Source organism: Roseixanthobacter finlandensis (assembly GCF_043195105.2).
Classification (GTDB): domain Bacteria; phylum Pseudomonadota; class Alphaproteobacteria; order Rhizobiales; family Xanthobacteraceae; genus NCEH01.
In genome coordinates this window covers 938226-958662 of the sequence record NZ_CM195536.1, presented here as the reverse complement: position 1 = coordinate 958662, position 20437 = coordinate 938226, and the positions used below count along the sequence as shown (strand labels likewise).

Genomic DNA, 20437 nt, shown 5'->3' with positions numbered 1-20437 from the left:
CGCTCAGGGCGCGACGTCGTCCGAGGCGGGACCGCCAGGTGTTGGGTCAGCGGTGGGCGCATCGTCCGCCAGTACCTCTTCCGCACGGAACCCGTAGGCACGGCCGCAGAATTCGCATGTGACCGAGATCCCGCCATCCTCCTGCACCATGCCGGCGCGCTCCTCGCGGCTGAACGAGGACAGCACGCCGAACACCCGCGTGCGCGAACAGGTGCAATGGGCGAGGATGGGCTGGGGCTCGAACACCCGCACGCCGCGTTCATGGAACAGGCGATAGAGCAGCGCCTCGCTGGGCAGGGCCTGGTCCAGCAATTCCACATCTTCCAGCGTGCCCACCAGCGACTGGGCTTCCATCCAGGCATCGTCGAGCGGCACATCTGGCTGTTCCACGCCCTCGGGCGCGTCGCCGGGATGCAGGTCCGCCTGCGCCGCCCGGCCCGCCTCGGCGGGCAGGAATTGCGCCAGCAGGCCGCCGGCACGCCACGCGGAGGGCTCCCCGCCCGGCCGCATCTCCTCGCCCACGGCGAGCCGCACGCGGGTCGGGATCTGTTCGGATTGCTGGAAATATTGATGGGCCGCCGCCTCCAGCCCGTCGCCCTCCAGGGCGACAACCCCCTGGTAGCGATTGGCGGAGAGGCCCGGATCGATGGTCATGGCGAGGTGGCCGCGCCCGATCAGCAGCGCCGGCGCGGCGGCATTGCTGGCCTCCGCCTGCGCCACCGCCTCGGCATCGAAGCGAGCATAGGCGCGCACCTTGTCGGGGCTGACGAAATCCACCACCACCATGTCCACCGGACCGTCGGTCTGGGTCTGGAGGATGAAGCGGCCCTCGAATTTCAGCGAGGACCCCAGCAGGACGGTCAGCGCCACCGCCTCGCCGACCACGCGCTTCACGGCATTTGGATAATCGTGATGCACCAGCACCGCGTCGAGCATGGAGCCGACGCGCACCACGCGGCCGCGAATATCGAGCGCGTCCACCTGGAACGGAAGCACCGAATTGTCGGGTGCTTCCGGGCGGGGCTCAGGACGTGTTTCCTTGGTCATGATACCTCATTCCAACCGCTCGGCTTGAGGGCCGTGCCTTCGACTGGCCCACCTTCGACCGCTACCGCGGGGATCGTCCCGGCCGCCGCGCGGGCCCGGCCGGGGGAAGATGGCTGCACCGTCCCCCGGCACCGCGGCTCAGGCTGCGGGCGTATCGAAGCACCAGGCCAGAATGCCCTTCTGGGCATGCAGGCGGTTTTCCGCCTCGTCGAACACCACCGATTGCGGGCCGTCCATCACCTCATTGGTCACTTCCTCGCCGCGATGGGCGGGCAGGCAATGCATGAAGATGGCATCCGGGGCCGCGCGCGCCATCAGGGCGCGGTTCACTTGATAGGGCTTCAGGAGATTGTGGCGCCGCTCGGCTTCCTTGTCGCCCATCGACACCCAGGTGTCGGTGAGGATGCAGTCCGCCCCCTCCGCCGCCGCCTCGGGATCGCGGGTGAATTTCACCCGCGCCTTGGTCTTCTTGACGAAGTCCTTGAGCGCCTGGCGCGGCGACAATTCCTTCGGGGTGGCGACGTTCAGCTCGAAATCGAAGCTGTGCGCGGCATGGATCCAGGAGGCGAGCACATTGTTCGCGTCCCCGGTCCAGGCCACCTTGCGCCCGGCGATGCGGCCCTTGTGCTCCTCGAAGGTCATCACATCGGCCATCACCTGGCAGGGATGGGACACGCGGGTGAGCCCGTTGATGACCGGCACGGTGGCGTAGGTGGCCAGTTCCATCAGATCCTCATGGCTGAGAATGCGGATCATGATGGCGTCCACATAGCGCGACAGCACGCGGGCGGTGTCGGCGATGGTCTCGCCGCGCCCAAGCTGCATTTCTGCGCCGGTGAGCATCACCGTGTCGCCGCCGAGCTGGCGCATGGCCAGATCGAACGAAACGCGGGTGCGCGTGGACGGCTTGTCGAACACCATCGCCAGCGATTTGCCGGCCAGTGGCCGCTCGGCGGTGCCAGCCTTGCGCTTGGCCTTGAGATCCTTCGACAATTCCAGAACCCGCCGCAGCTCCACCGCGGGGATATCGGACAGATCGAGAAAATGACGCACGCCAATGTCCTTCATTCGGCGGCTCCCTTCGCCGACGCCAATGCAAGGCCGTTCTCGATCCGCAGGCAGGCGGCCTCGATTTTCTCGGCGGCAATGGCGATCTCGTCCTCGCTGAGGATGAGAGGCGGCAGAAGTCGAACCACGTTATCTCCTGCGCCCGGGGCCAGCAGGCCCTCGTCGCGCAGGGCGAGCACCAGCTCGGCGGCGGGGCCCTGCGCCCTCATGCCAAGCAGGAGCCCTTCACCTCGCACTTCGGCGATGACCGCGGGATGACGGTCCTTGATCTCGTTCAGCGTGCGCACGAGCAGTGCGGAGATGGCCTGCACCCGCTCCAGGAAGCCGTCCGCCAACACCACGTCCAGCACCGCATTGCCCACCGCCATGGCGAGCGGGTTGCCGCCATAGGTGGACCCGTGGGTGCCGAGCGTCATGCCGCGGGCGGCATTCTCGGTGGCGAGGCACGCGCCCATGGGGAAGCCGCCGCCGATGCCCTTCGCCACCGCCATGATGTCGGGCAGGATGCCCGAGGTCTGGTAAGCGAACAGACTTCCGCTGCGCCCGACGCCGCACTGCACCTCGTCGAGGATCAGCAGCAGGCCATGGGCGTCGCACAGCGCCCGCAATTGCGGCAGGAAATCCGGCGAGGGCACGCGCACGCCGCCTTCGCCCTGGATCGGCTCCACCAGGATCGCCCCGGTTTCCGGCCCGATGGCCGCCTTGACCGCCTCGATATCGCCGAACGGCACATGGTCGAAGCCCGGCATGTTCGGGCCGAAACCTTCGAGATATTTGGCATTGCCGCCGGCGGCGATGGTCGCGAGCGTGCGCCCGTGGAACGCGCCCTCGAACGCGATGATGCGGTTTTTCGCCTCAGCGCCGATCACATATTGATAGCGGCGCGCCATCTTGATGGCGCACTCCAGCGCTTCCGCACCGGAATTGGTGAAGAACATGGTGTCCGCGAAGGTCACCGCCTTCAGCCGCTCCGCCAGCCGCTCGCCGCCGACGATGCGGAACAGGTTCGAGGTGTGCCAGAGCTTTCCGGCCTGTTCGGTCAGGGCCGAGACCAGATAGGGATGGGCGTGCCCGAGGATATTGACCGCGATGCCGGCGGTGAAATCGAGAAAGCGTCGCCCGTCCGTCGTGACGAGCCAGCAGCCCTCTCCCTTTTCAAAAACCAGGTCGATGCGCGCATAGGTCGGCAGAACGGGGGTGATCACGGAAACCCCTCCTCTTGGGGTGGGGCGAAACGCGGAGCGTCTCGCCGGACATCAGAAACGCCAAAGGCCGCCCTCGCGGGGCGGCCCGACAAAAAGGGATTCTAATGATCGCGCGCGGGAGGTCAACAGAGCGCAGCCGTTAACCTGATCGTAACGACTTGGGGACAACGGCGCGGGAATGCATTCCGACTCTGTGCGGGCGGGCGTGCATATTGTAGTTTGCTCGTGGCCGACCACGACATCTCGTGCAGGCCTGTTCCCCAAGTGACGTTGGGCCCTGCGAACCCGCGTGCAATGGCGCGCCTGGGTGCGGGAGAAGAGTCGAAGGAGGAGAGCGATGAGCTGGAACGACGAGCGCGTCGAACTCTTGAAGAAGCTCTGGGGCGAAGGGCTTTCCGCAAGCCAGATCGCCGGCGAGCTGGGCGGCATCACCCGCAATGCGGTGATCGGAAAAGTGCACCGCCTCGGCCTCTCCGGCCGAGCGAAATCAACGGTCCCCGCGGCGCGGCCGCGCAAGGCCCGGCCTGAAGCGCCCGCCAACAAGCCCGCGCCGCAGCCGCAAACCATCGGCAACACCGCGCTCGCCCCCGCACTGGAAGCCTTCGTGGCACCCGCGCCCGCGCCGCGTCCGGCCACCGGCGGCAATGTCGTCGCCATGGGCCAGCGCTGCACGATCATGAACCTTACGGAAGGCACCTGCCGCTGGCCGATCGGCGAGCCGGGCACGGAAAACTTCTATTTCTGCGGCGGCCGCAGCCTCACCGGCATGCCCTATTGCACGACCCATGCGCGGATGGCCTATCAGCCCACGCAGGATCGCCGCCGCGACCGGCGCGTCGCCCGCATCTGAGCGGCGCCCGCGCGACCGCGGAGCCGCGCGGCCCAAACGTTTTCGAGCGAGCCTCTTTCCTGTCGCTCGAAAACGCCTAGCTTTTTGTTTAACGCGTTTTCTTCACGCGAACCGGTACCCACTTCGCTCGAAAACGCCTGCCTGTTGCGTGAGCGCGTTTTCTTCACGCGCACCGGTGCCCACTTCGCTCGAAAACGCTTTTAGCGCACGGGATAATCGCTGCATTTGTAGCCGACGAAACAGGCCGGATTATCCTGCGTCGGCGCGTAGGTCGGCCGCGCCACCCCGTCGGGATCGCAGAAGCTATTGTCCCGGACGACCCGGTGGAAGGTTTCCGGGGCCGTTTCCAGAATAGCGCCGCCCGCACGCGAGACCAGGGATGCAACATCCGCGCAATGCGCCTCGGGTGTGAATGCGCTTGCCTGCGCGCGCGTCACCGGCAGCGCGAGCAACAGCGCGAGGAGGCCGAGAACGGCCAGCGCGGCAGGGCACGCGGTTCGTCCGGACTGCGATGCGCCCTCACCACCCGCAACGGGCCGCTGTGGACGCGCCTGACGGCCATCGAGACCGCTGCGGCCCGCAAAGGGCTGGTCGGGCGCGAGGGCCTGGTTGCGCGGGAAGACATCATTGCGCCACAAGATATGGTTGAGCGAGAAGATATGCCGGGCCATGAGGAGGCTCCCTATCGCCGGGGAGGGAACCCCTCCCTGACGGGCATATGGGTCTTGGCCTGGAGCGCCGCTATTGTCCGCGCAGTCACGATCTCTCGCTTTTGAAACCCGCCGCAGACCGTGGACCGGCGCGCGGCGGGCGTGAATGCGACAGGACATGCGGGCACGCGCCCGCACCTTCGGCCACATCGCTCAATGGACGCGGGCGAACATCTCGTTGAACGAATAGCCGGCGCCGCGCACGGTGCGGATCGGATCCGACTGCCGCCCCCGGTTGATCGCCTTGCGCAGGCGACCCACATGCACGTCCACCGTGCGCTCGTCGATATAGACATCCTGCCCCCACACGCCATCGAGCAATTGCTCGCGGGAGAACACCCGTCCGGGACTTTGCATCAGGAATTCCAGCAGGCGGAATTCCGTCGGCCCAAGATGGACCTCGCGGCCGGAGCGGTGAACCCGGTGGGTCTCCCGGTCGAGCTCGATGTCGCCGGCCCGCAGCAAGGTGGCCACATGCTCCGGCTTCGCCCGCCGCAGCAGCGCCCGCACCCGCGCCAGAAGCTCGGGCACGGAAAAGGGCTTCACCACATAATCGTCGGCCCCGGTAGCGAGGCCGCGCACGCGTTCCGTTTCATCGCCACGGGCGGTGAGCATGATGACCGGCAGCCGCTCGGTTTCCGGGCGGGTCCGCAGGCGGCGGCACAATTCGATGCCCGACAAGCCCGGCAGCATCCAGTCGAGGATGACGAGGTCCGGCACGCTTTCGCGCAACCGGGTCTCGCCCTCATCGCCTCGCCCGACGCTTTCGACGAAATAACCTTCCGACTCCAGATTGTAGCGGAGCAGAAGGGTCAGGGGTTCCTCGTCCTCGATAATCAAGATACGCGCAGGCACGGATTTTACCCCTGAAGGCTATGCCCCGGGAAAGCGACGGTCGTCTCGCTGGAGACATCCGCCTTCGGGCGCTCTTCGGACAACATCTGCCCTGAAACCATATAATAGATGGTTTCCGCGATATTGGTCGCGTGGTCGCCGATGCGCTCGATATTCTTGGCGCAGAACAAAAGGTGCGTGCACACCGAGATGTTGCGCGGATCTTCCATCATATAGGTGAGGAGTTCGCGGAACAGCGAGGTGTACATGGTGTCGATGCCGCTGTCGCGGACCCACACATCCACGGCCTTCGCCTGGTCGCGGCTGGCATAAGCGTCCAGCACTTCCTTAAGCTGCTCCAGTACCAGGTCGGACATGTGCTCGACGCCGCGCACCAGCTTCTGGGGATGATATTCCCCCTCGATGGCGAGCACCCGCTTGCCGACATTCTTCGCGAGGTCGCCGATGCGCTCCAGGTCGGAGGCGATGCGGATCGAGGCCACCACGTCGCGCAGATCGCTCGCCACCGGCTGGCGCTTGGCGATGCAGATGATGGCCTTTTCCTCGATCTCCCGCTGCAGCAGATCGACGCTCGCATCGAGCAGGATCACCCGCTGGGCGGCAGCGGTGTCGCGGCGGATCAGAGCATTGACGGCATCGGCCACCATGCGCTCGGACTGGCCACCCATTTCGACGACCTTGCGGCCGATCTCCTTCAGCTCGGCGTCGAAGGCCGAGACGGTATGGTCGGACATCTGGCAGATCCTTGCTTGGTCAGCCGAAGCGGCCGGTGATGTAGTCGCGGGTCTTGATCTGCTTGGGATTGGTGAAGATCACGTCGGACGGCGCGACCTCGACCAGCTCGCCCAGGTAGAAAAAGGCGGTGATATCGGCGCAGCGCGCCGCCTGCTGCATGTTGTGGGTCACGATGACGATCGTGAAATCCTGCTTCAGCTCGTCGATCAAATCCTCGATCTTCGAGGTGGAGATCGGGTCGAGCGCCGAGGTCGGCTCGTCCAGCAGGATCACTTCCGGCTGCACGGCGATGGTGCGGGCGATGCACAGGCGCTGCTGCTGGCCGCCGGACATGCCGAGCGCCGAGGTGTGCAGGCGGTCCTTGGTCTCTTCCCAGATGGCGGCCTTACGCAGGCAGCTTTCCACCCGCTCGTCCATCTTCGACTTGTTGAGGTTCTCGTGCAGGCGCACGCCGAAGGCGATGTTGTCATAGATCGACATGGGGAACGGCGTGGGCTTCTGGAACACCATGCCGATGCGCGTGCGCACGACGGTCGGGTCCAGCTCCTTGCCGACGATGTTGACGCCGTCAAACATCACGCCACCCTCGGCGCGCTGGCCGGGATAGAGATCATACATGCGGTTGAACACGCGCAGCAAGGTGGACTTGCCGCAGCCCGAGGGGCCGATCATCGCGGTAACCCGCTTCTGGGGGATCTCGAAATTGATGTTCTTCAGCGCGTGGTTCTGCCCGTAATAGAAGTCGAGCTTCTCCACCTTGATCTTGGTCGGCGCCTGAATGGCATCGGGCTTGGCCGAAACGGAGGAGGAGATATTGAAGGTGGGGTCCACTGCGGAATTCATCTTCGGCCTCTTGGATCTTGATGTGCGATTGTCCAGGGGTCCAGGCGCTCAGCCCGCCCGGGCGAGGAAGAGACGGGAGACGATGTTTAGCAGCAGCACGGACACCGTGATGAGCAAGGCACCGGCCCAAGCCAAGGCAACCCAATCGTCGAAGGGGCTGCCGGCATATTGATAGATGGCGATGGGTAGGCTCGCCATCGGCGCCGACAGATCGGTCGACCACGAATTATTGCCGAGCGAGGTGAACAGCAGCGGAGCGGTCTCGCCGGCGGCGCGGGCGATGGAGAGCAGGACGCCGGTCATGATCCCGGCGCGCGCAGCCCGCCAAGTCACCATCATCACGACCTTCCATTGAGGCGCACCGAGCGCATAGGCCGCTTCGCGCAAGCCGATGGGCACCAGGTTCAGCATGTCCTCCGTCGTGCGCACGATCACCGGGATCACAAGGATCGCCAGTGCCGCCGAGCCGGCCCAGCCGGAGAACCCGCCGAACGGGTTGACGAGGAAGGCATAGACGAACAGGCCGACGAGGATCGAGGGCGCCGAAAGAAGGATGTCGTTCACGAACCTGGCGATGTGGCCAACCTTCGTGGTCTTTCCATTCTCGGCCAGGAATGTCCCGGCCAGAAGGCCGATAGGGGTGCCGATGACCATCGCGATGCCGATCTGGATCAGCGACCCGACGATGGCATTCAGAAGCCCACCGTTATGGCCCGGCGGCAGCGTTATCTTGGTGAATACGTTGAGCCCGAGGGCCGGAAGGCCCTTCTGGACCAGGGTGAACAAAATCCACGCCAGCAGAAACAGGGCGATTCCGGCAAACGCGGTGCTCACCGCTTTGACAACGTGGTCCTTGGTGCGACGGATTGCGAGCGACATGGCGGCCGGCCCCTCAAGACTTCAGGTTCGAGCGGACAAGGAAGCGCGACAGCGCCAGGACGATAAAAGAGATCACGAACAGGATGAAGCCCAGAGCGAGGAGCGAGTCCAGCTTGAGCGAGCCCTGCGCGGCTTCCGGAAATTCGTTGGCGATGGTCGAGGCGATGGTCGCGCCGGGCGCGAACAGCGAGGCCGAGAGGCGTGTCGCATTGCCGATCACGAAGGTGACGGCCATGGTCTCGCCGAGCGCGCGGCCTAGGCCCAGCATCACGGCGCCGACCATGGCGGTCTTACCGTAGGGCACGGACACGTTCTTGTAGACCTCGAAGGTCGTGCCGCCGACGCCATAGGCCGATTCCTTGAGCATGGGGGGGACCGATTCCAGCGTCTCCACGAACATGGCCGTGATGAAGGGAAGGATCATGACCGCCATGATCAGGCCGGCGGTCAGCATGCCGCCACCCAGGGCAGGCCCCGTGAAGAGCGCGCCGATCACCGGAATGGGTCCGAGCCAATCGATCAGGGGCGGCTGCACATAGGCGGCCATCAGCGGGGAGATGATGAAGAAGCCCCACATGCCGTAGATGATGGACGGGACGGCGGCGAGGAGCTGAACCGCTACGCCGATCGGCCGACGCATCACCTGGGGCGCGATCTCCGTGAGGAAGAAGGCGATACCGAAGGACAGCGGAAGCGCGACGATGACGGCGATGATGGCACTGAAGATCGTGCCGTAGATCATGACCAGGGCGCCGAACTTCTCCGTCACGGGATTCCAGGTCGCCGTCCAGAGGAAATCGAGGCCGAAAGCCGAGAAAGCGGGAAGGCCGCCTTCAAAAAGCATCGCGATGATGAGGCCCAGCAGCACCAGCACGAAGATGCCGCATCCCCAAAGCAGGCCGACGAAGACCAAATCGGCGATCCGGCCGACCGGCTTGGCATCGCCGATGTGCCCCGGTTGAACGCCACTCCCAGGAAGCCCAGCCATCGTTGCGTCCATTGTCGTCTTTCCCTTTTGATGAAAGCATCCTGCCGCGCTCCCCAAAGCGCAGCAGGATCGACCCCGGGCAGGCTTGCGGAATGTCTCCGCAGCCAGCCCGGGCTTGCCTCATGAAGTGGACGGTCGATCAGTTCGACCAGACCGGCTTTCCGTCGACGAGCACGTCGGACTTCCAGGCGGCGCGGACGCGCTCAGCCACATCCTTGGGCAGCGGGATGTAATGGAGCTTCTCGGCAATCGGGCCACCATGCTCGAAGGCCCAATCGAAGAACTTCATCACGTCCTTGGCCTGCTCAGCCGACTTCGGCTGCTTGGGCAGAAGGATGAAGGTCGCGCTGGTGATCGGCCAGGTCGCGTCGCCCGGGGTGTTGATCATGGACGCAGCGAAATCCTTCGCATTCGCCCAATCCGCATTGGCCGCAGCGGCCTGGAACGCGGGAACGGTGGGGCTGACGAACTTGCCGGCCTTGTTCTGCAGTTCGGTGGTCACGAGATTGTTGGCCGAAGCGTAGATGTATTCGACGTAGCCGATGGCACCCTTGGTGTTCTTGACGGTACCGGCAACACCTTCATTGCCCTTGCCGCCAGCGCCAGCGGGCCAGGACACGGAGGTGGCAGCGCCAACCTTGGACTTCCACTCGGCGCTGACGTCGGCGAGGTAGGTGGCGAACACGTAGGTGGTGCCCGATCCGTCCGAACGATAGGTCGGCACGATGCCGATGCTGGGCAGCTTGAGGCCGGGGTTGAGCGCGGCGATCGCCTTGTCGTCCCACTTGGTGATCTTGCCGAGATAGATGTCGGCGAGAACGGGACCCGTCAGCTTCAGCTTGTTGGCTTCGACACCGTCGAGATTGACGATCGTAACAACGGAGCCGATCACCGCCGGGAACTGCAACAGATTCTGCTGCGCCAGCTTGGCGCTGTCGACGGGCGCATCCGACGCGCCGAAATCGACCGTGCGGTTGAAGATCTGGGTCTGACCAGCACCCGAACCGATGGACTGGTAGTTCAGGCCGGTGCCGGTCTTTTCCTTATAGGCGACAGCCCAAGCCTGATAGACGGGCGCCGGGAACGTGGCGCCAGCGCCGGTGATGTCAGCGGCGAAGGCTCCGCCAACGAACAGGGAGCCGGCAACAGCAATCGCTGCGCCAAAAGCGGTGGTGAGCTTCACGGGGTTCTCTCCTTGACCAATAGGTGTCGCCCGTCGGCTATCTGCCGCGACGCAACATTGGGCCGGTTAACTGTAACGGTCCGGCGACACGGTTCTATGACCCCAACGTGACAACGCGATGACGCTTTAAGCCTTTGATTTTAAGAGATTTTTTTCAGGCACATCGACCAGATCAAACCTAACCGTAAAAGTTGCACCGGCATCTTGCCGGCTCTCAATCCCCAGGCGCCCTCTATGACGCGCCACAATATGCTTCACGATCGCCAGCCCCAGGCCCGTCCCACCCTGGTCCCGGCTGACCGCCACATCCACCCGGTAGAAGCGCTCCGTGAGGCGCGGCAGGTGCTCAGGCGAAATGCCGGGGCCGAAATCCTGCACCGAAACCACCGCCGCCGGCGTCCCGCCCCGCTCGATGCCAACCGCCACCTCCACCCGGTGACCATTGGCCCCGTATTTCAGCGCATTCTCGACCAGATTCTCGAACAGGCGGATTAATTCGTCCCGTTCGCCAAGGACATAGACCGGCTCCTGCGGCCGGTGGATCTCGATCGCCACGTCGCGGTCCTGCGCCAACGGGCCGAGCGTGTCGCACACATGAGCGACGATGCCGCCCAATTCCACCGGCGTTTCCGGCCGCACATGGGCATTCAGCTCGATGCGCGACAGCGAGAGTAGATCCTCGATCAGGCGTGACATGCGGCGCGCTTGCGCGGCCATGATCCCGAGAAACCGCTCCCGCGCCGCAACATCATTGCGGGCCGGGCCGAGAAGAGTCTCGATGAAGCCCAGGAGCGAGGCCAGCGGCGTGCGCAGCTCGTGGCTCGCATTGGCCACGAAGTCGGCCCGCATCTGTTCGATCCGGCGCTGATGGGTCAGATCGCGGAACGTGAGCAGCACCGTATCGGGGGTGCGATCGTCCCGCGCGGTCGGACCACGCCGCACCGGATCGAGCCGGAGCGGCACCACATGGGCCTCCAGCCAGCGATCCAGGGGCACCCGCTCGCCGAACTCGACGCGGCGCGGGATCCCGTCCTGCGCGCCCGCGCGCACCGCCTCCAGCACCTCCGGCACACGCACCAGGAACGAGAGGGGATCGCCCACCTTCGCCGGCCCCACGGAGAGGGCCACCCGCTGGTTCGCGGTGAGAATCTCGCCGCCCGGCGTGAGCAGAAGCGCCGGCTCGGGCAGCGCCGCCACCACCGCTTCCACCCGCGGATCGACGCGCGGGGCGGGCGGCGGCTCGTCGCGCGGCGGCTCCGCGCGGATCGGCGGCTGCGCCTCGCGCCCGCGAAGCGCCACGAACGCACAGGCGGAAAACAGGAACACCAGCAACGCCGCGAACGGCGGTGTGATCTGATCGAAGGCCGCACCCGCGCCGAACAGCGCGCACAGCGCGACCAGCACGCCGAGGAAGGTGAGCCAGGATGCCGCGCCCGTGCGGCGCGGACCCGCGTTGCGCATCATGAGCCCGCCCGCCGGATGGGCCGCGTGCCCGCGCCGCACCACGCCTGCGGCGTGCACCGGCCGCGCCCGGACAGGCCCGTCGGAAACGAGGGGCGGAAAGGCGCGTGCCGTTTCGGCAGGGACAGACCAGACATGAAGCGCATTTCCTCCCACAGCATTTGCGTATAGCAATTTTGAGGTCCGACGCAGCGGCTCCCTCGGCATATGCTGTAGCGCCTGCACGAAGACAATAAGACAGTGGCGGCGTACAGGCGCCTTCCAGCGCATTCCTCAAGGTTTTTTCTTTGGCTTTATGGGATCGTTGCGTGCGGGATCGGCTCGCGCCTTCCCGCATGCGCCGCGGAATGGTATCGCGTGCGCTCGCGCAGCACCGAGGAGGGGCGAGTTCTTATGAAATTGGTCAAGCGGCACGGCCCCTTCCCGGCCCGGCCGCATCCCCGTTCCGCCATCCGCGACAGGCTTGCGCCCCGCGTGTCGGCCGACGCGACTCCCTGGGCGATGACCTGGGCGATGAGCTTGGCGCTTGCCGGGCTGGTGGCGGGGAAAACCCCCGCGGCTGCGGAGCCCCTGCCCATGCCCAGCGTGGATTTCGCACTCAAGGCCAAGCTTGGCGGGCGGGTGCAGGTGGATATGTCGCGCCAGGGCAATCGGATGCGGATGGAAATCAGCAATCCGGCCGTGCCCGGAACCTTGCTCGGCTTCCTCAATATCGACACCCGCAAGGTCGTGCTGGTCTCCCCCAGCCTGCCGAAGATGGGGGTCGAAACCGATCTGCCGGCGGATTTCCAGATCGCATCCCTCGCCGGCGAGGGCACGCGCGCGGGAACCTCCGAAGTGGCGGGAGAGCCTTGCACGCTCTGGCAGGTGGAGAAGGCCGCCCAGCTCGCTGGACCGACCACCGCATGCATCACCGAGGATAGCATCGTCCTGCGGACGGTGGTCGAGATCCAGGGTAAGCCCCACCTCACCTTCGAGGTGGTTTCGCTGACCCGCGGCCCGCAGGATCCCGACCTGTTCCGCCTGCCGCCGGGAACGCGGACACTGAAGATGCCGAACGGCGGCGGCCTGCTTCCCAAGCCCGGTACGGGACCCGCGCTCGCGCCCTGACATGCGGCGCGACCGCTCCCGGCCGCGTCATCTCGCAGCCGGCAGCGGCCGGCGGCCAGCGGCCAGCGAACCGCCCGAGCCAGCGGCGTTCAGCTGTCGCGCGATTCCAGGCCGGTGGGCAAACGCCCGTGGACCGGCTCCTCCGCCGCCTCCCGGCGCAGGCGCCGCCGCAGGGTGCTGAGCCACAATTCGCGCGAGCCGAGAATCGTCAGCGCAATGGCGAACGGCACGATGTAATAGAACAGGCGGAACAGCAGCAGGGCGCCGACCATCTCCTCCTTGTCGAACTGCGGTAGCGCGATCAGCAGCGCCGCATCGAACACGCCGAGACCGCCGGGCGCATGGCTCGCGAAGCCGAGCAGCGTCGCTGTGATGAAGATCACCGCCAGCGAAACCGGATCGATATAAGGCGAGGCCGGCATCAGCATGTACATGGCCGCCGCGCACAAGGTGAGATCGAGAATGCCGATCCCCACCTGGATCACGGTCGATTTGCCCGCCGGCAAGGTGACGAACCAGCTGGAGCGGCCGATCTTGCGCGGTGCCGCGCTCACCCAATACATATAGCCGAACAGGCCGATGAGCGCGGTCACGCCGATCAGCCGGTTCACCAGCGGCGGCAATTGGTCGACGGCGGTGGCGGCTTCCGGATGGATCAGGATGCCGAGGCCGAGCACCGCGATATTGCCGAGCCAGAAGGTCAGCCCGGCGATGAAGCAGATCTTCGCGACATCGACCGCCGTCAGCCCCCAGGCCGAATAGATGCGGTAGCGCACCGAGCCGCCGGTGAAGACCGTGAAGCCGACATTGTGGCCGACCGAATAGGAGCAGAAGCCCGCCATGGCCGCCACGCGATAGGGGATGCGCGTGCGCCCGATGGTCTTCAGGGCGAAGAAATCATACAGCGTCAGGGTAAGATAGGCGCAGGCCACCAGCACGAAAGCGGCGAAGACGAAGCGCGGGTCCTTCTCCTTCAGCGCCAGCACCACCTGATCGAACTTCAGCGTGTGCAGCATCCGGTAGAGCACGACGGCGGCAAATCCGATGACCACCAGGCTCGCGATCAAGCCGAGCCCGTGCAGGCCCACTTTGTCCCGAAGGAAACGCCAGATTTTCACATGAACCATGAAACACCATTTCCCCGCCGGCCGCTTCTTGTCCCGCATCCCCGGGGCGCCGGCCCGTGGTGCGTTTCTTTGAGGCCTCTTTCCCTTACGTCGGAACGCGTTTCGCGGCTATGCCTTGTTGCCGGCTCTCGAGCGTGGGCCCGCATGTCCTAATCCGGCAACACGGCCGGTCCAAGGCAAGCCCGGCATACGCTCACAACTTCACGGGATAGCCGATTTCCATGGTTCGGGCGCGCGGCAGCCCGAAACGGTCCACCGAGCGCTCCGCATTGCGCGCCAGGAACGCGAACACGTGGGCCACTACGTCGCGCAAGCGGAAAATCTCGTCCGGCGGGATGATGCGCTCGTGGCCGATGACATAGATCGCCTCGTCCGGGTCAATGCCCCGCGCGCTCAACGCCGGGCCGAGCACCGAGGGCACGTCGATCTGCTGCATGTAGCCGAACCGCAAGTCCACCTGCACGAAGGTTCCGTCCAGCAAGGTCACGCGCACGCGCTCCTCGGGCGAAACGCGCGGCCGCGCGACGATCCATACCGAGACCACCACCGCTCTGTTGAAGCGGATCTTCATCACATCGGCCATGCGCGACAGCGCCACCGGCGTCATGGCGCCAGCGCGGGACAGGAAGATCGCGGTGCGCGGGCTCACCCCGTCGCTCGCGCGCTCCTTGCGGGCCACGAAGCCGTCGAGCGGCTCGGTGAAGCGGACCTGCTGGGCCACCACGCTTTCCAGGCCACGCCGCCAGCTCACCATCACGAAGATAACGATGCCGGCGATGGTCAGCGGCAGCCAGCCGCCATCATGCAGCTTGGTGAGGTTGGACGTGGCGAAGGCGGCATCCAAGGAGAGCAGGCAGACGCCGAGCAGGATCACCGCCGGCTTGGGCCAGCCCCAGGCGCGATTCACCTGGGCGATGAACAGGATCGAGGTGGTCACCATGGCAAACGCCACCGCGATGCCATAGGCCGATGCGAGACGGTCGGAGGCCTCGAAGCCCAGCACCACGGCGATGCAGGCGATCATCAAAAGCCAGTTGAGCCGGCCCACATAGATGTGCTGCTCATTGTGCTCGCTGGTGTAGCGGATGCGCATGGGCGGCAGATAGCCAAGCTCGATCGCCTGCTTGGCCAGCGAGAACACGCCGGTGATGATAGATTGCGAGGCGATCACCGTGGCCGCCGTGGCGAGCAGCAGCAGCGGGATGTCGATCGGGTCCGGGCACAGATCGAAGAAGGGGTTGCGCACCGCGCTCGGATCGGTGAGCAGAATCGCGCCCTGGCCGAAATAGTTCAGCAGCAGCGCCGGCATGGCGACCACCAGCCAGGCCCGCGCGATCACCTTGCGGCCGAAATGCCCAAGATCGGCATAGAGCGCCTCGCCGCCCGTGATGGCGAGAAAGCACGCTCCGAGGATCACGCCCGCAAGGCCGGGATGCTCGACCAGCAGGCGCACGCCATGGCGCGGATCAAGCCCCACCAGCACCTCGGGCGCCCGCACGATGCCGTAGATGCCGAGAATGCCGATGGAGCTGAACCAGATCAGCATGATCGGGCCGTAGAAGCTGGCGATCTTGTCGGTGCCCGCACGCTGGGAGAGGAACACGCCGAGCAGGACCGCCACCGTGAGCGGCACTACCCACTGATGCAATTGCGGGGCGATGACGCCTAACCCCTCGATGGCGGAAAGCACCGACATGGCGGGGGTCAGCACGCCGTCGCCGATCAGCATGGCGGCGCCGAGCAGGCCGGCGGCGAGCAGATACCACCTAAGGCCGAGCGCACTGCGGTGCAGGTCCAGCAGCGTGACCAGGGCGAGAATGCCGCCTTCCCCGTCATTGTCCGCCCGCAGCACCAGCATCACATATTTGACGGTCACCGAGAGAATGATGCTCCAGGTGATGAGGGACAGCAGGCCGAGCACGTCGTCGGGCAGGAAATTGGTGCCGCCCACCGCCAGCACGCCCTGCTTGAGCGCGTAGAGCGGGCTGGTGCCGATGTCTCCGAACACCACGCCCAACGCCCCGATCTCGGCGGCAAAGGGCAGAATACGTTTTCGTTCGCGGCTCACACTCAGGGACATGTCGCTGGATCCGCGCGCTTAACGAGGGGGCCGGGACAGAAGGGGACAGCGGCGCAGACAGCGACCCGACAGGTCGCTTCGGCGCCATCCCGCGCGCCGCGATCGATGGTCATAACCGTCCAAGGCAGCCCCCCAGCAGCGCGCGACCGCAGCGAGCCGCAGCCGCTTCACACCTAGCTCTCTTCGCGAATGATGACAATGCGGGTCTCTGCCCCAAGGGCCGCGAATAGATCCCATTTGCAGCCGCCGGCCCGCGAGCGACCGGCGGGCGCGGCGGCGACAAGATGGCGCAAGCCCGAAAACGCCTGTGCCCCAGGGCTCTCGCGAGCGCCGGGGCACAGAATCACGCACGCACGGAGGCCCGGCGCCAAGCAGCACCGGCCGAACCGGCCTCAGTAGCGATAGGTCTCGGGCTTGAACGGGCCTTCCTGCGACACGCCGATATAAGCGGACTGCTGGTCCGACAGCTTGGTCAGCTTCACGCCGATCTTTTCGAGATGCAGCATGGCCACCTTCTCGTCCAGGGTCTTGGGCAGCGTGTAGACCTTCTTGTCGTACACGCCCGGCTTCGTGAACAGCTCGATCTGCGCCAGGGTCTGGTTGGTGAAGGAAGCCGACATCACGAAGCTCGGATGGCCAGTGGCGTTGCCGAGGTTCACGAGGCGGCCTTCGGACAGCAGGATGATGCGCTTGCCGTCGGTGAACTCCACCTCGTCGACCTGCGGCTTCACATTGTGCCACTTGAAATTCTTCAGGCCGGCGACCTGAATTTCACTGTCGAAATGGCCGATGTTGCAGACGATGGCGCGGTCCTTCATGGCCCGCATGTGGTCCACGGTGATCACGTCGAGGTTGCCGGTGGCGGTCACGAAGATGTCGGCGCGCGTGGCGGCGTCTTCCATCGTGGTGACTTCATAGCCTTCCATGGCGGCCTGAAGCGCGCAGATGGGATCGACTTCGGAGACCATCACGCGGCAGCCGGCATTGCGCAGCGAAGCGGCCGAGCCCTTACCCACGTCGCCGAAGCCGGCGATCATGGCGACCTTGCCGGCCATCATCACGTCGGTGCCGCGGCGGATGCCGTCCACCAGGCTCTCGCGGCAGCCGTAGAGATTGTCGAACTTGGACTTGGTGACGCTGTCGTTCACGTTGATGGCGGGCCACAGCAGCGTGCCCTTCTTCTGCATCTCGTAGAGGCGATGCACGCCCGTGGTGGTCTCCTCGGTCACGCCGCGGATGGAATTGGCGAGCTCCGTGTACCAGCCGTGCTTGTGCTTCAGGCGGCGCTTGATGGCCGCGAACAGCACTTCTTCTTCTTCATTGGTGGCGCCGTCGAGGAAGGCGGTATCGCCGGCTTCCGCGCGCTTGCCGAGGTGAACCAGGAGGGTGGCGTCGCCGCCGTCGTCCAGGATCATGTTCGGCGCGCCGCCGTCGGCCCATTCGAAGATGCGGTGGGTGTATTCCCAATACTCTTCCAGGCTCTCGCCCTTCACGGCGAACACCGGGATGCCGGCGGCGGCGATCGCGGCGGCGGCGTGGTCCTGGGTCGAATAAATGTTGCACGAGGCCCAGCGGACATCGGCGCCGAGCGCCTTCAGCGTCTCGATCAGCACGCCGGTCTGGATGGTCATGTGCAGCGAACCGGCGATGCGGGCGCCCTTAAGCGGCTGGCTCGGGCCGTATTCGGCGCGGGTGGCCATGAGGCCGGGCATTTCGATCTCGGCGATGTCCAGTTCCTTGCGGCCCCAGTCGGCAAGATTGATGTCTTTCACCACATAGTCGGCGGTCATGTCGTCTCTCCGTCCTGGTGCTGCGGCCTGCCGGTGCAGGGCGTTTCATCTTATGGGCAGCCCTCTAGCACGGGCGCGACCGATGGGCAATCAACATATAAAGAAATGCTTATATGTGAGAAAAGCCAAATCGGCCACCACCTTAAGTCATTGCAGGCCAGCCTTGCGCGAGGCCGCCCCGCAAAGCCGGCGCAGCGCTTTGATTTCATCGGTTTTTGTGTTATACAAGCCTTTACAGTCGATTGCTTTTCCAACCAGCCGCGTCGCGCGTGCATTTAATAGCGCATTCTCGGGAACATTGGGGCGAGACATCAGGCATCCGGCCGCGAAGGCGGTTTGGGTGCTTACGCGAGGTTGTAGCCATCGACTGACATGAGCGGGCCGTCGGGCGTACCGGCCGCGGCCCAGTCGCCAGCGCAAGGTGCGCCATCGCCCGGGTCATACCGGAAACGAGCGCTCGCGCGCCAACACGATCCGGCCGCTGGCCGGGTCAGGAGTGGTCAAGAGCATGTCGACAAAAAAGAGCGCCCAGATCCGCCTTGGTTTCAAGACGGGTGAGCACATCGTGTACCCCTCGCACGGCGTCGGTCGTATCATGGCCATCGAGGAGCAGGAAGTCGCTGGCTTCAAACTCGAGCTGTTTGTCATATCTTTTGAGAAGGACAAAATGACGCTCCGCGTACCGGTGCCCAAGGTGGCCACGGTGGGCATGCGCAAGCTGTCCGAAGCCCCCGTTGTCGCCAAGGCGCTGGAAATTCTCAAGGGTCGCGCGCGCGTCAAGCGCACCATGTGGAGCCGCCGCGCCCAGGAATATGAAGCCAAGATCAATTCCGGCGACCTGCTGGCGATCTCCGAAGTCGTGCGCGATCTCTACCGCTCCGACGCCCAGCCCGAGCAGTCCTATTCCGAGCGCCAGCTTTATGAAGCCGCTCTGGATCGCATGGCGCGGGAGCTCTCGGCGGTCGAGAACATCACCGACACCGAGGCGGTGAAGATGATCGAGCAGAACCTCCAGAAGGGTCCCCGCCGTGGCGCTGCCAAGGGCGAGGAAGCCGACGCGGAGGTCGAAGCCGATGCCGAGACCGATCTCGAAGCCGAGGAAGCCGCCTGAGCGCGGTCGCGTCCCTTGCGTTCGAACATCGAGACTTGAAAATCGAGGCCCGGCCATCCGCCGGGCCTTTTCTTTGGGCGACGCCCGTCCGGCGCGATTCGATGCGCGCGCCTTGCCGCAGCGACAGGATGGACAAGCGCGCCGCGCCGATTCACACTCGCGCCACCCCATTCCATTTTCGGGACTGAAAACCTCCCCTGAGCACTCCCCAGTCTCAGAAGGTGCCGGCGATGCCGACGATTTGTCGGCAGGCCTTCAAGGGGTATCCCGACTTTCGTGGCTAATCGATTTGGATCATCGCCGGTAAGCCTCGGAAAAAGCCCGGCGGCGACAGGAGCGGCACCATGGATTACGTAAAACTCGGACGCACCGGGCTTGAGGTCTCGCGCCTCGCCCTCGGCTGCATGACCTACGGCGCGCCCGATCGCGGCAACCACGCCTGGACCATGAACGAAGAGCAGAGCCGCCCGCTCATCCGGCAGGCGCTGGAGCTCGGCATCACCTTCCTCGACACCGCGAACACCTATTCCGACGGTCATTCGGAAGAGATCGTCGGCCGCGCCATCAAGGATTTCACCCGCCGCGAAGACGTGGTGCTCGCCACCAAGGTCTATAATCGCATGCGGCCCGGCCCCAATGGCGCCGGCCTCTCGCGCAAGGCGATCTTCGACGAGATCGACGCCAGCCTGCGCCGCCTGGGCACGGATTATGTGGACCTCTACCAGATCCACCGCTGGGACTACACGACCCCCATCGAGGAAACCCTTGAGGCGCTGCATGACATCGTAAAAGCGGGCAAGGCGCGCTATATCGGCGCCTCCTCCATGCATGCTTGGCAATTCTCGAAGGCGCTCTACACGGCGCGGGCGAACGGCTGGACGCAGTTCGTCAGCATGCAGGACCATCTGAACCTGCTGTACCGGGAAGAAGAGCGGGAAATGCTGCCCTTGTGCGCCGACCAGGGCATCGCCGTGATTCCCTGGAGCCCGCTGGCGCGCGGCCGCCTCACCCGCTCCTGGGACGAGACCAGCGAGCGGCAGGAAAGTGATGCGGTTGGCAAGAATCTCTATGCCCACACCGCCCAGGCCGACCGGCAGGTGGTCGAGGCGGTCGCGGCGATCGCCGAGGCGCGCGGCGTTCCCCGCGCCCAGGTGGCGCTCGCCTGGGTCGCGCAGAAAAAGCCCGTGACGGCGCCGATCATCGGCGCGTCCAAGCCGAACCACCTCACCGACGCCGTGGCGGCGCTGTCGCTCGCCCTCACCGACGCGGAAATCGCGGCGCTGGAAGCGCCTTACGTGCCCCACCGGGTGGCCGGCTTCCAATAAGCCCGGCCCTCCGGCCGGGACGAGCCGAACGGGACGCGTCCGAACCTGATGGAAAACCGGCGGCCGGTTT

19 protein-coding genes are annotated in these 20437 nt (G+C 65.4%); 4 read left to right on the top strand and 15 right to left on the bottom strand.

Translation table 11 applies throughout. From position 1 onward, the window contains the following. Nucleotides 1-3: 3 nt before the first annotated feature. The 3 genes from V5G24_RS04605 to V5G24_RS04595 all read right to left on the bottom strand — a co-directional run bounded on the left by V5G24_RS04605 (nucleotide 4) and on the right by V5G24_RS04595 (nucleotide 3320). Nucleotides 4-1047 (bottom strand): Hsp33 family molecular chaperone, encoded by a 1044-nt coding sequence (locus V5G24_RS04605; RefSeq protein ID WP_394079992.1) that lies wholly within the window; start codon nucleotides 1045-1047, stop codon nucleotides 4-6. Between the two features lie 138 nt (nucleotides 1048-1185). After that, a complete protein-coding gene (gene argF / locus V5G24_RS04600; protein WP_394079990.1) occupies nucleotides 1186-2115 on the bottom strand; it encodes an ornithine carbamoyltransferase in 930 nt (309 codons plus the stop codon). After that, the gene (locus V5G24_RS04595; protein ID WP_394079988.1) at nucleotides 2112-3320 is read right to left on the bottom strand and encodes an aspartate aminotransferase family protein; all 1209 of its coding nucleotides are present in this window, start codon (nucleotides 3318-3320) and stop codon (nucleotides 2112-2114) included. Before V5G24_RS04595 ends, argF begins: the two co-directional genes overlap by 4 nt. 337 nt (nucleotides 3321-3657) lie before the next feature. Here V5G24_RS04595 and V5G24_RS04590 point away from each other — a divergent pair, with 337 nt between their 5' ends. Further along, complete coding sequence (locus tag V5G24_RS04590; RefSeq protein WP_394079986.1) at nucleotides 3658-4170, top strand: GcrA family cell cycle regulator; 513 nt, start codon at nucleotides 3658-3660, stop codon at nucleotides 4168-4170. Between the two features lie 200 nt (nucleotides 4171-4370). Here the strand turns inward: V5G24_RS04590 and V5G24_RS04585 are convergent, their stop codons facing one another. From V5G24_RS04585 to V5G24_RS04550, 8 genes are all read right to left on the bottom strand, one after another. Next, nucleotides 4371-4841, bottom strand: coding sequence for a hypothetical protein (locus tag V5G24_RS04585; protein WP_394079984.1), 471 nt, complete (start codon nucleotides 4839-4841; stop codon nucleotides 4371-4373). Nucleotides 4842-5033: 192 nt separating this feature from the next. Continuing rightward, nucleotides 5034-5735 carry a phosphate regulon transcriptional regulator PhoB gene (gene phoB / locus V5G24_RS04580; protein WP_348844464.1) on the bottom strand — a complete coding sequence of 234 codons (702 nt, stop codon included), beginning with the start codon at nucleotides 5733-5735 and terminating at the stop codon, nucleotides 5034-5036. Nucleotides 5736-5740: 5 nt separating this feature from the next. Next, a complete protein-coding gene (gene phoU, locus V5G24_RS04575) occupies nucleotides 5741-6469 on the bottom strand; it encodes a phosphate signaling complex protein PhoU (RefSeq protein ID WP_394079982.1) in 729 nt (242 codons plus the stop codon). A 19-nt stretch (nucleotides 6470-6488) separates the two neighbouring features. After that, nucleotides 6489-7313, bottom strand: a complete 825-nt coding sequence (pstB, locus tag V5G24_RS04570; RefSeq protein ID WP_394079980.1) for a phosphate ABC transporter ATP-binding protein PstB — start codon at nucleotides 7311-7313, stop codon at nucleotides 6489-6491. Nucleotides 7314-7361: 48 nt separating this feature from the next. After that, a complete protein-coding gene (pstA, locus tag V5G24_RS04565; RefSeq protein WP_394079978.1) occupies nucleotides 7362-8192 on the bottom strand; it encodes a phosphate ABC transporter permease PstA in 831 nt (276 codons plus the stop codon). Between the two features lie 13 nt (nucleotides 8193-8205). Continuing rightward, complete coding sequence (gene pstC / locus V5G24_RS04560) at nucleotides 8206-9180, bottom strand: phosphate ABC transporter permease subunit PstC (protein ID WP_394079976.1); 975 nt, start codon at nucleotides 9178-9180, stop codon at nucleotides 8206-8208. A gap of 139 nt (nucleotides 9181-9319) precedes the next feature. Continuing rightward, nucleotides 9320-10363 (bottom strand): phosphate ABC transporter substrate-binding protein PstS, encoded by a 1044-nt coding sequence (gene pstS / locus V5G24_RS04555; protein WP_394079974.1) that lies wholly within the window; start codon nucleotides 10361-10363, stop codon nucleotides 9320-9322. 126 nt (nucleotides 10364-10489) lie between these two features. Then, on the bottom strand, nucleotides 10490-11884 hold the full coding sequence (locus V5G24_RS04550; RefSeq protein ID WP_394079972.1) for an ATP-binding protein: 1395 nt from the start codon (nucleotides 11882-11884) through the stop codon (nucleotides 10490-10492). Nucleotides 11885-12217: 333 nt separating this feature from the next. On the opposite strand from V5G24_RS04550, the gene V5G24_RS04545 reads away from it, so the two are divergent. After that, nucleotides 12218-12934, top strand: a complete 717-nt coding sequence (locus tag V5G24_RS04545) for a hypothetical protein (protein ID WP_394079970.1) — start codon at nucleotides 12218-12220, stop codon at nucleotides 12932-12934. Nucleotides 12935-13023: 89 nt separating this feature from the next. Here V5G24_RS04545 and V5G24_RS04540 read toward each other — a convergent pair whose 3' ends face one another. The 4 genes from V5G24_RS04540 to V5G24_RS04525 form a co-directional block, all read right to left on the bottom strand. Then, a complete protein-coding gene (locus tag V5G24_RS04540; RefSeq protein ID WP_394079968.1) occupies nucleotides 13024-14061 on the bottom strand; it encodes a putative bifunctional lysylphosphatidylglycerol flippase/synthetase in 1038 nt (345 codons plus the stop codon). Between the two features lie 193 nt (nucleotides 14062-14254). Continuing rightward, nucleotides 14255-16141, bottom strand: a complete 1887-nt coding sequence (locus tag V5G24_RS04535) for a potassium transporter Kup (protein WP_394079966.1) — start codon at nucleotides 16139-16141, stop codon at nucleotides 14255-14257. A gap of 392 nt (nucleotides 16142-16533) precedes the next feature. Beyond that, complete coding sequence (ahcY, locus tag V5G24_RS04530) at nucleotides 16534-17931, bottom strand: adenosylhomocysteinase (protein ID WP_394079964.1); 1398 nt, start codon at nucleotides 17929-17931, stop codon at nucleotides 16534-16536. Nucleotides 17932-18078: 147 nt separating this feature from the next. Continuing rightward, entirely contained in the window at nucleotides 18079-18243 is a 165-nt protein-coding gene (locus tag V5G24_RS04525) for a hypothetical protein (RefSeq protein ID WP_394079962.1), read from the bottom strand. A 196-nt stretch (nucleotides 18244-18439) separates the two neighbouring features. On the opposite strand from V5G24_RS04525, the gene V5G24_RS04520 reads away from it, so the two are divergent. Both V5G24_RS04520 and V5G24_RS04515 read left to right on the top strand, forming a co-directional pair. After that, the gene (locus tag V5G24_RS04520) at nucleotides 18440-19042 is read left to right on the top strand and encodes a CarD family transcriptional regulator (protein WP_394080355.1); all 603 of its coding nucleotides are present in this window, start codon (nucleotides 18440-18442) and stop codon (nucleotides 19040-19042) included. Between the two features lie 344 nt (nucleotides 19043-19386). Further along, a complete protein-coding gene (locus V5G24_RS04515) occupies nucleotides 19387-20367 on the top strand; it encodes an aldo/keto reductase (protein WP_394079960.1) in 981 nt (326 codons plus the stop codon). Nucleotides 20368-20437 lie beyond the last annotated feature (70 nt).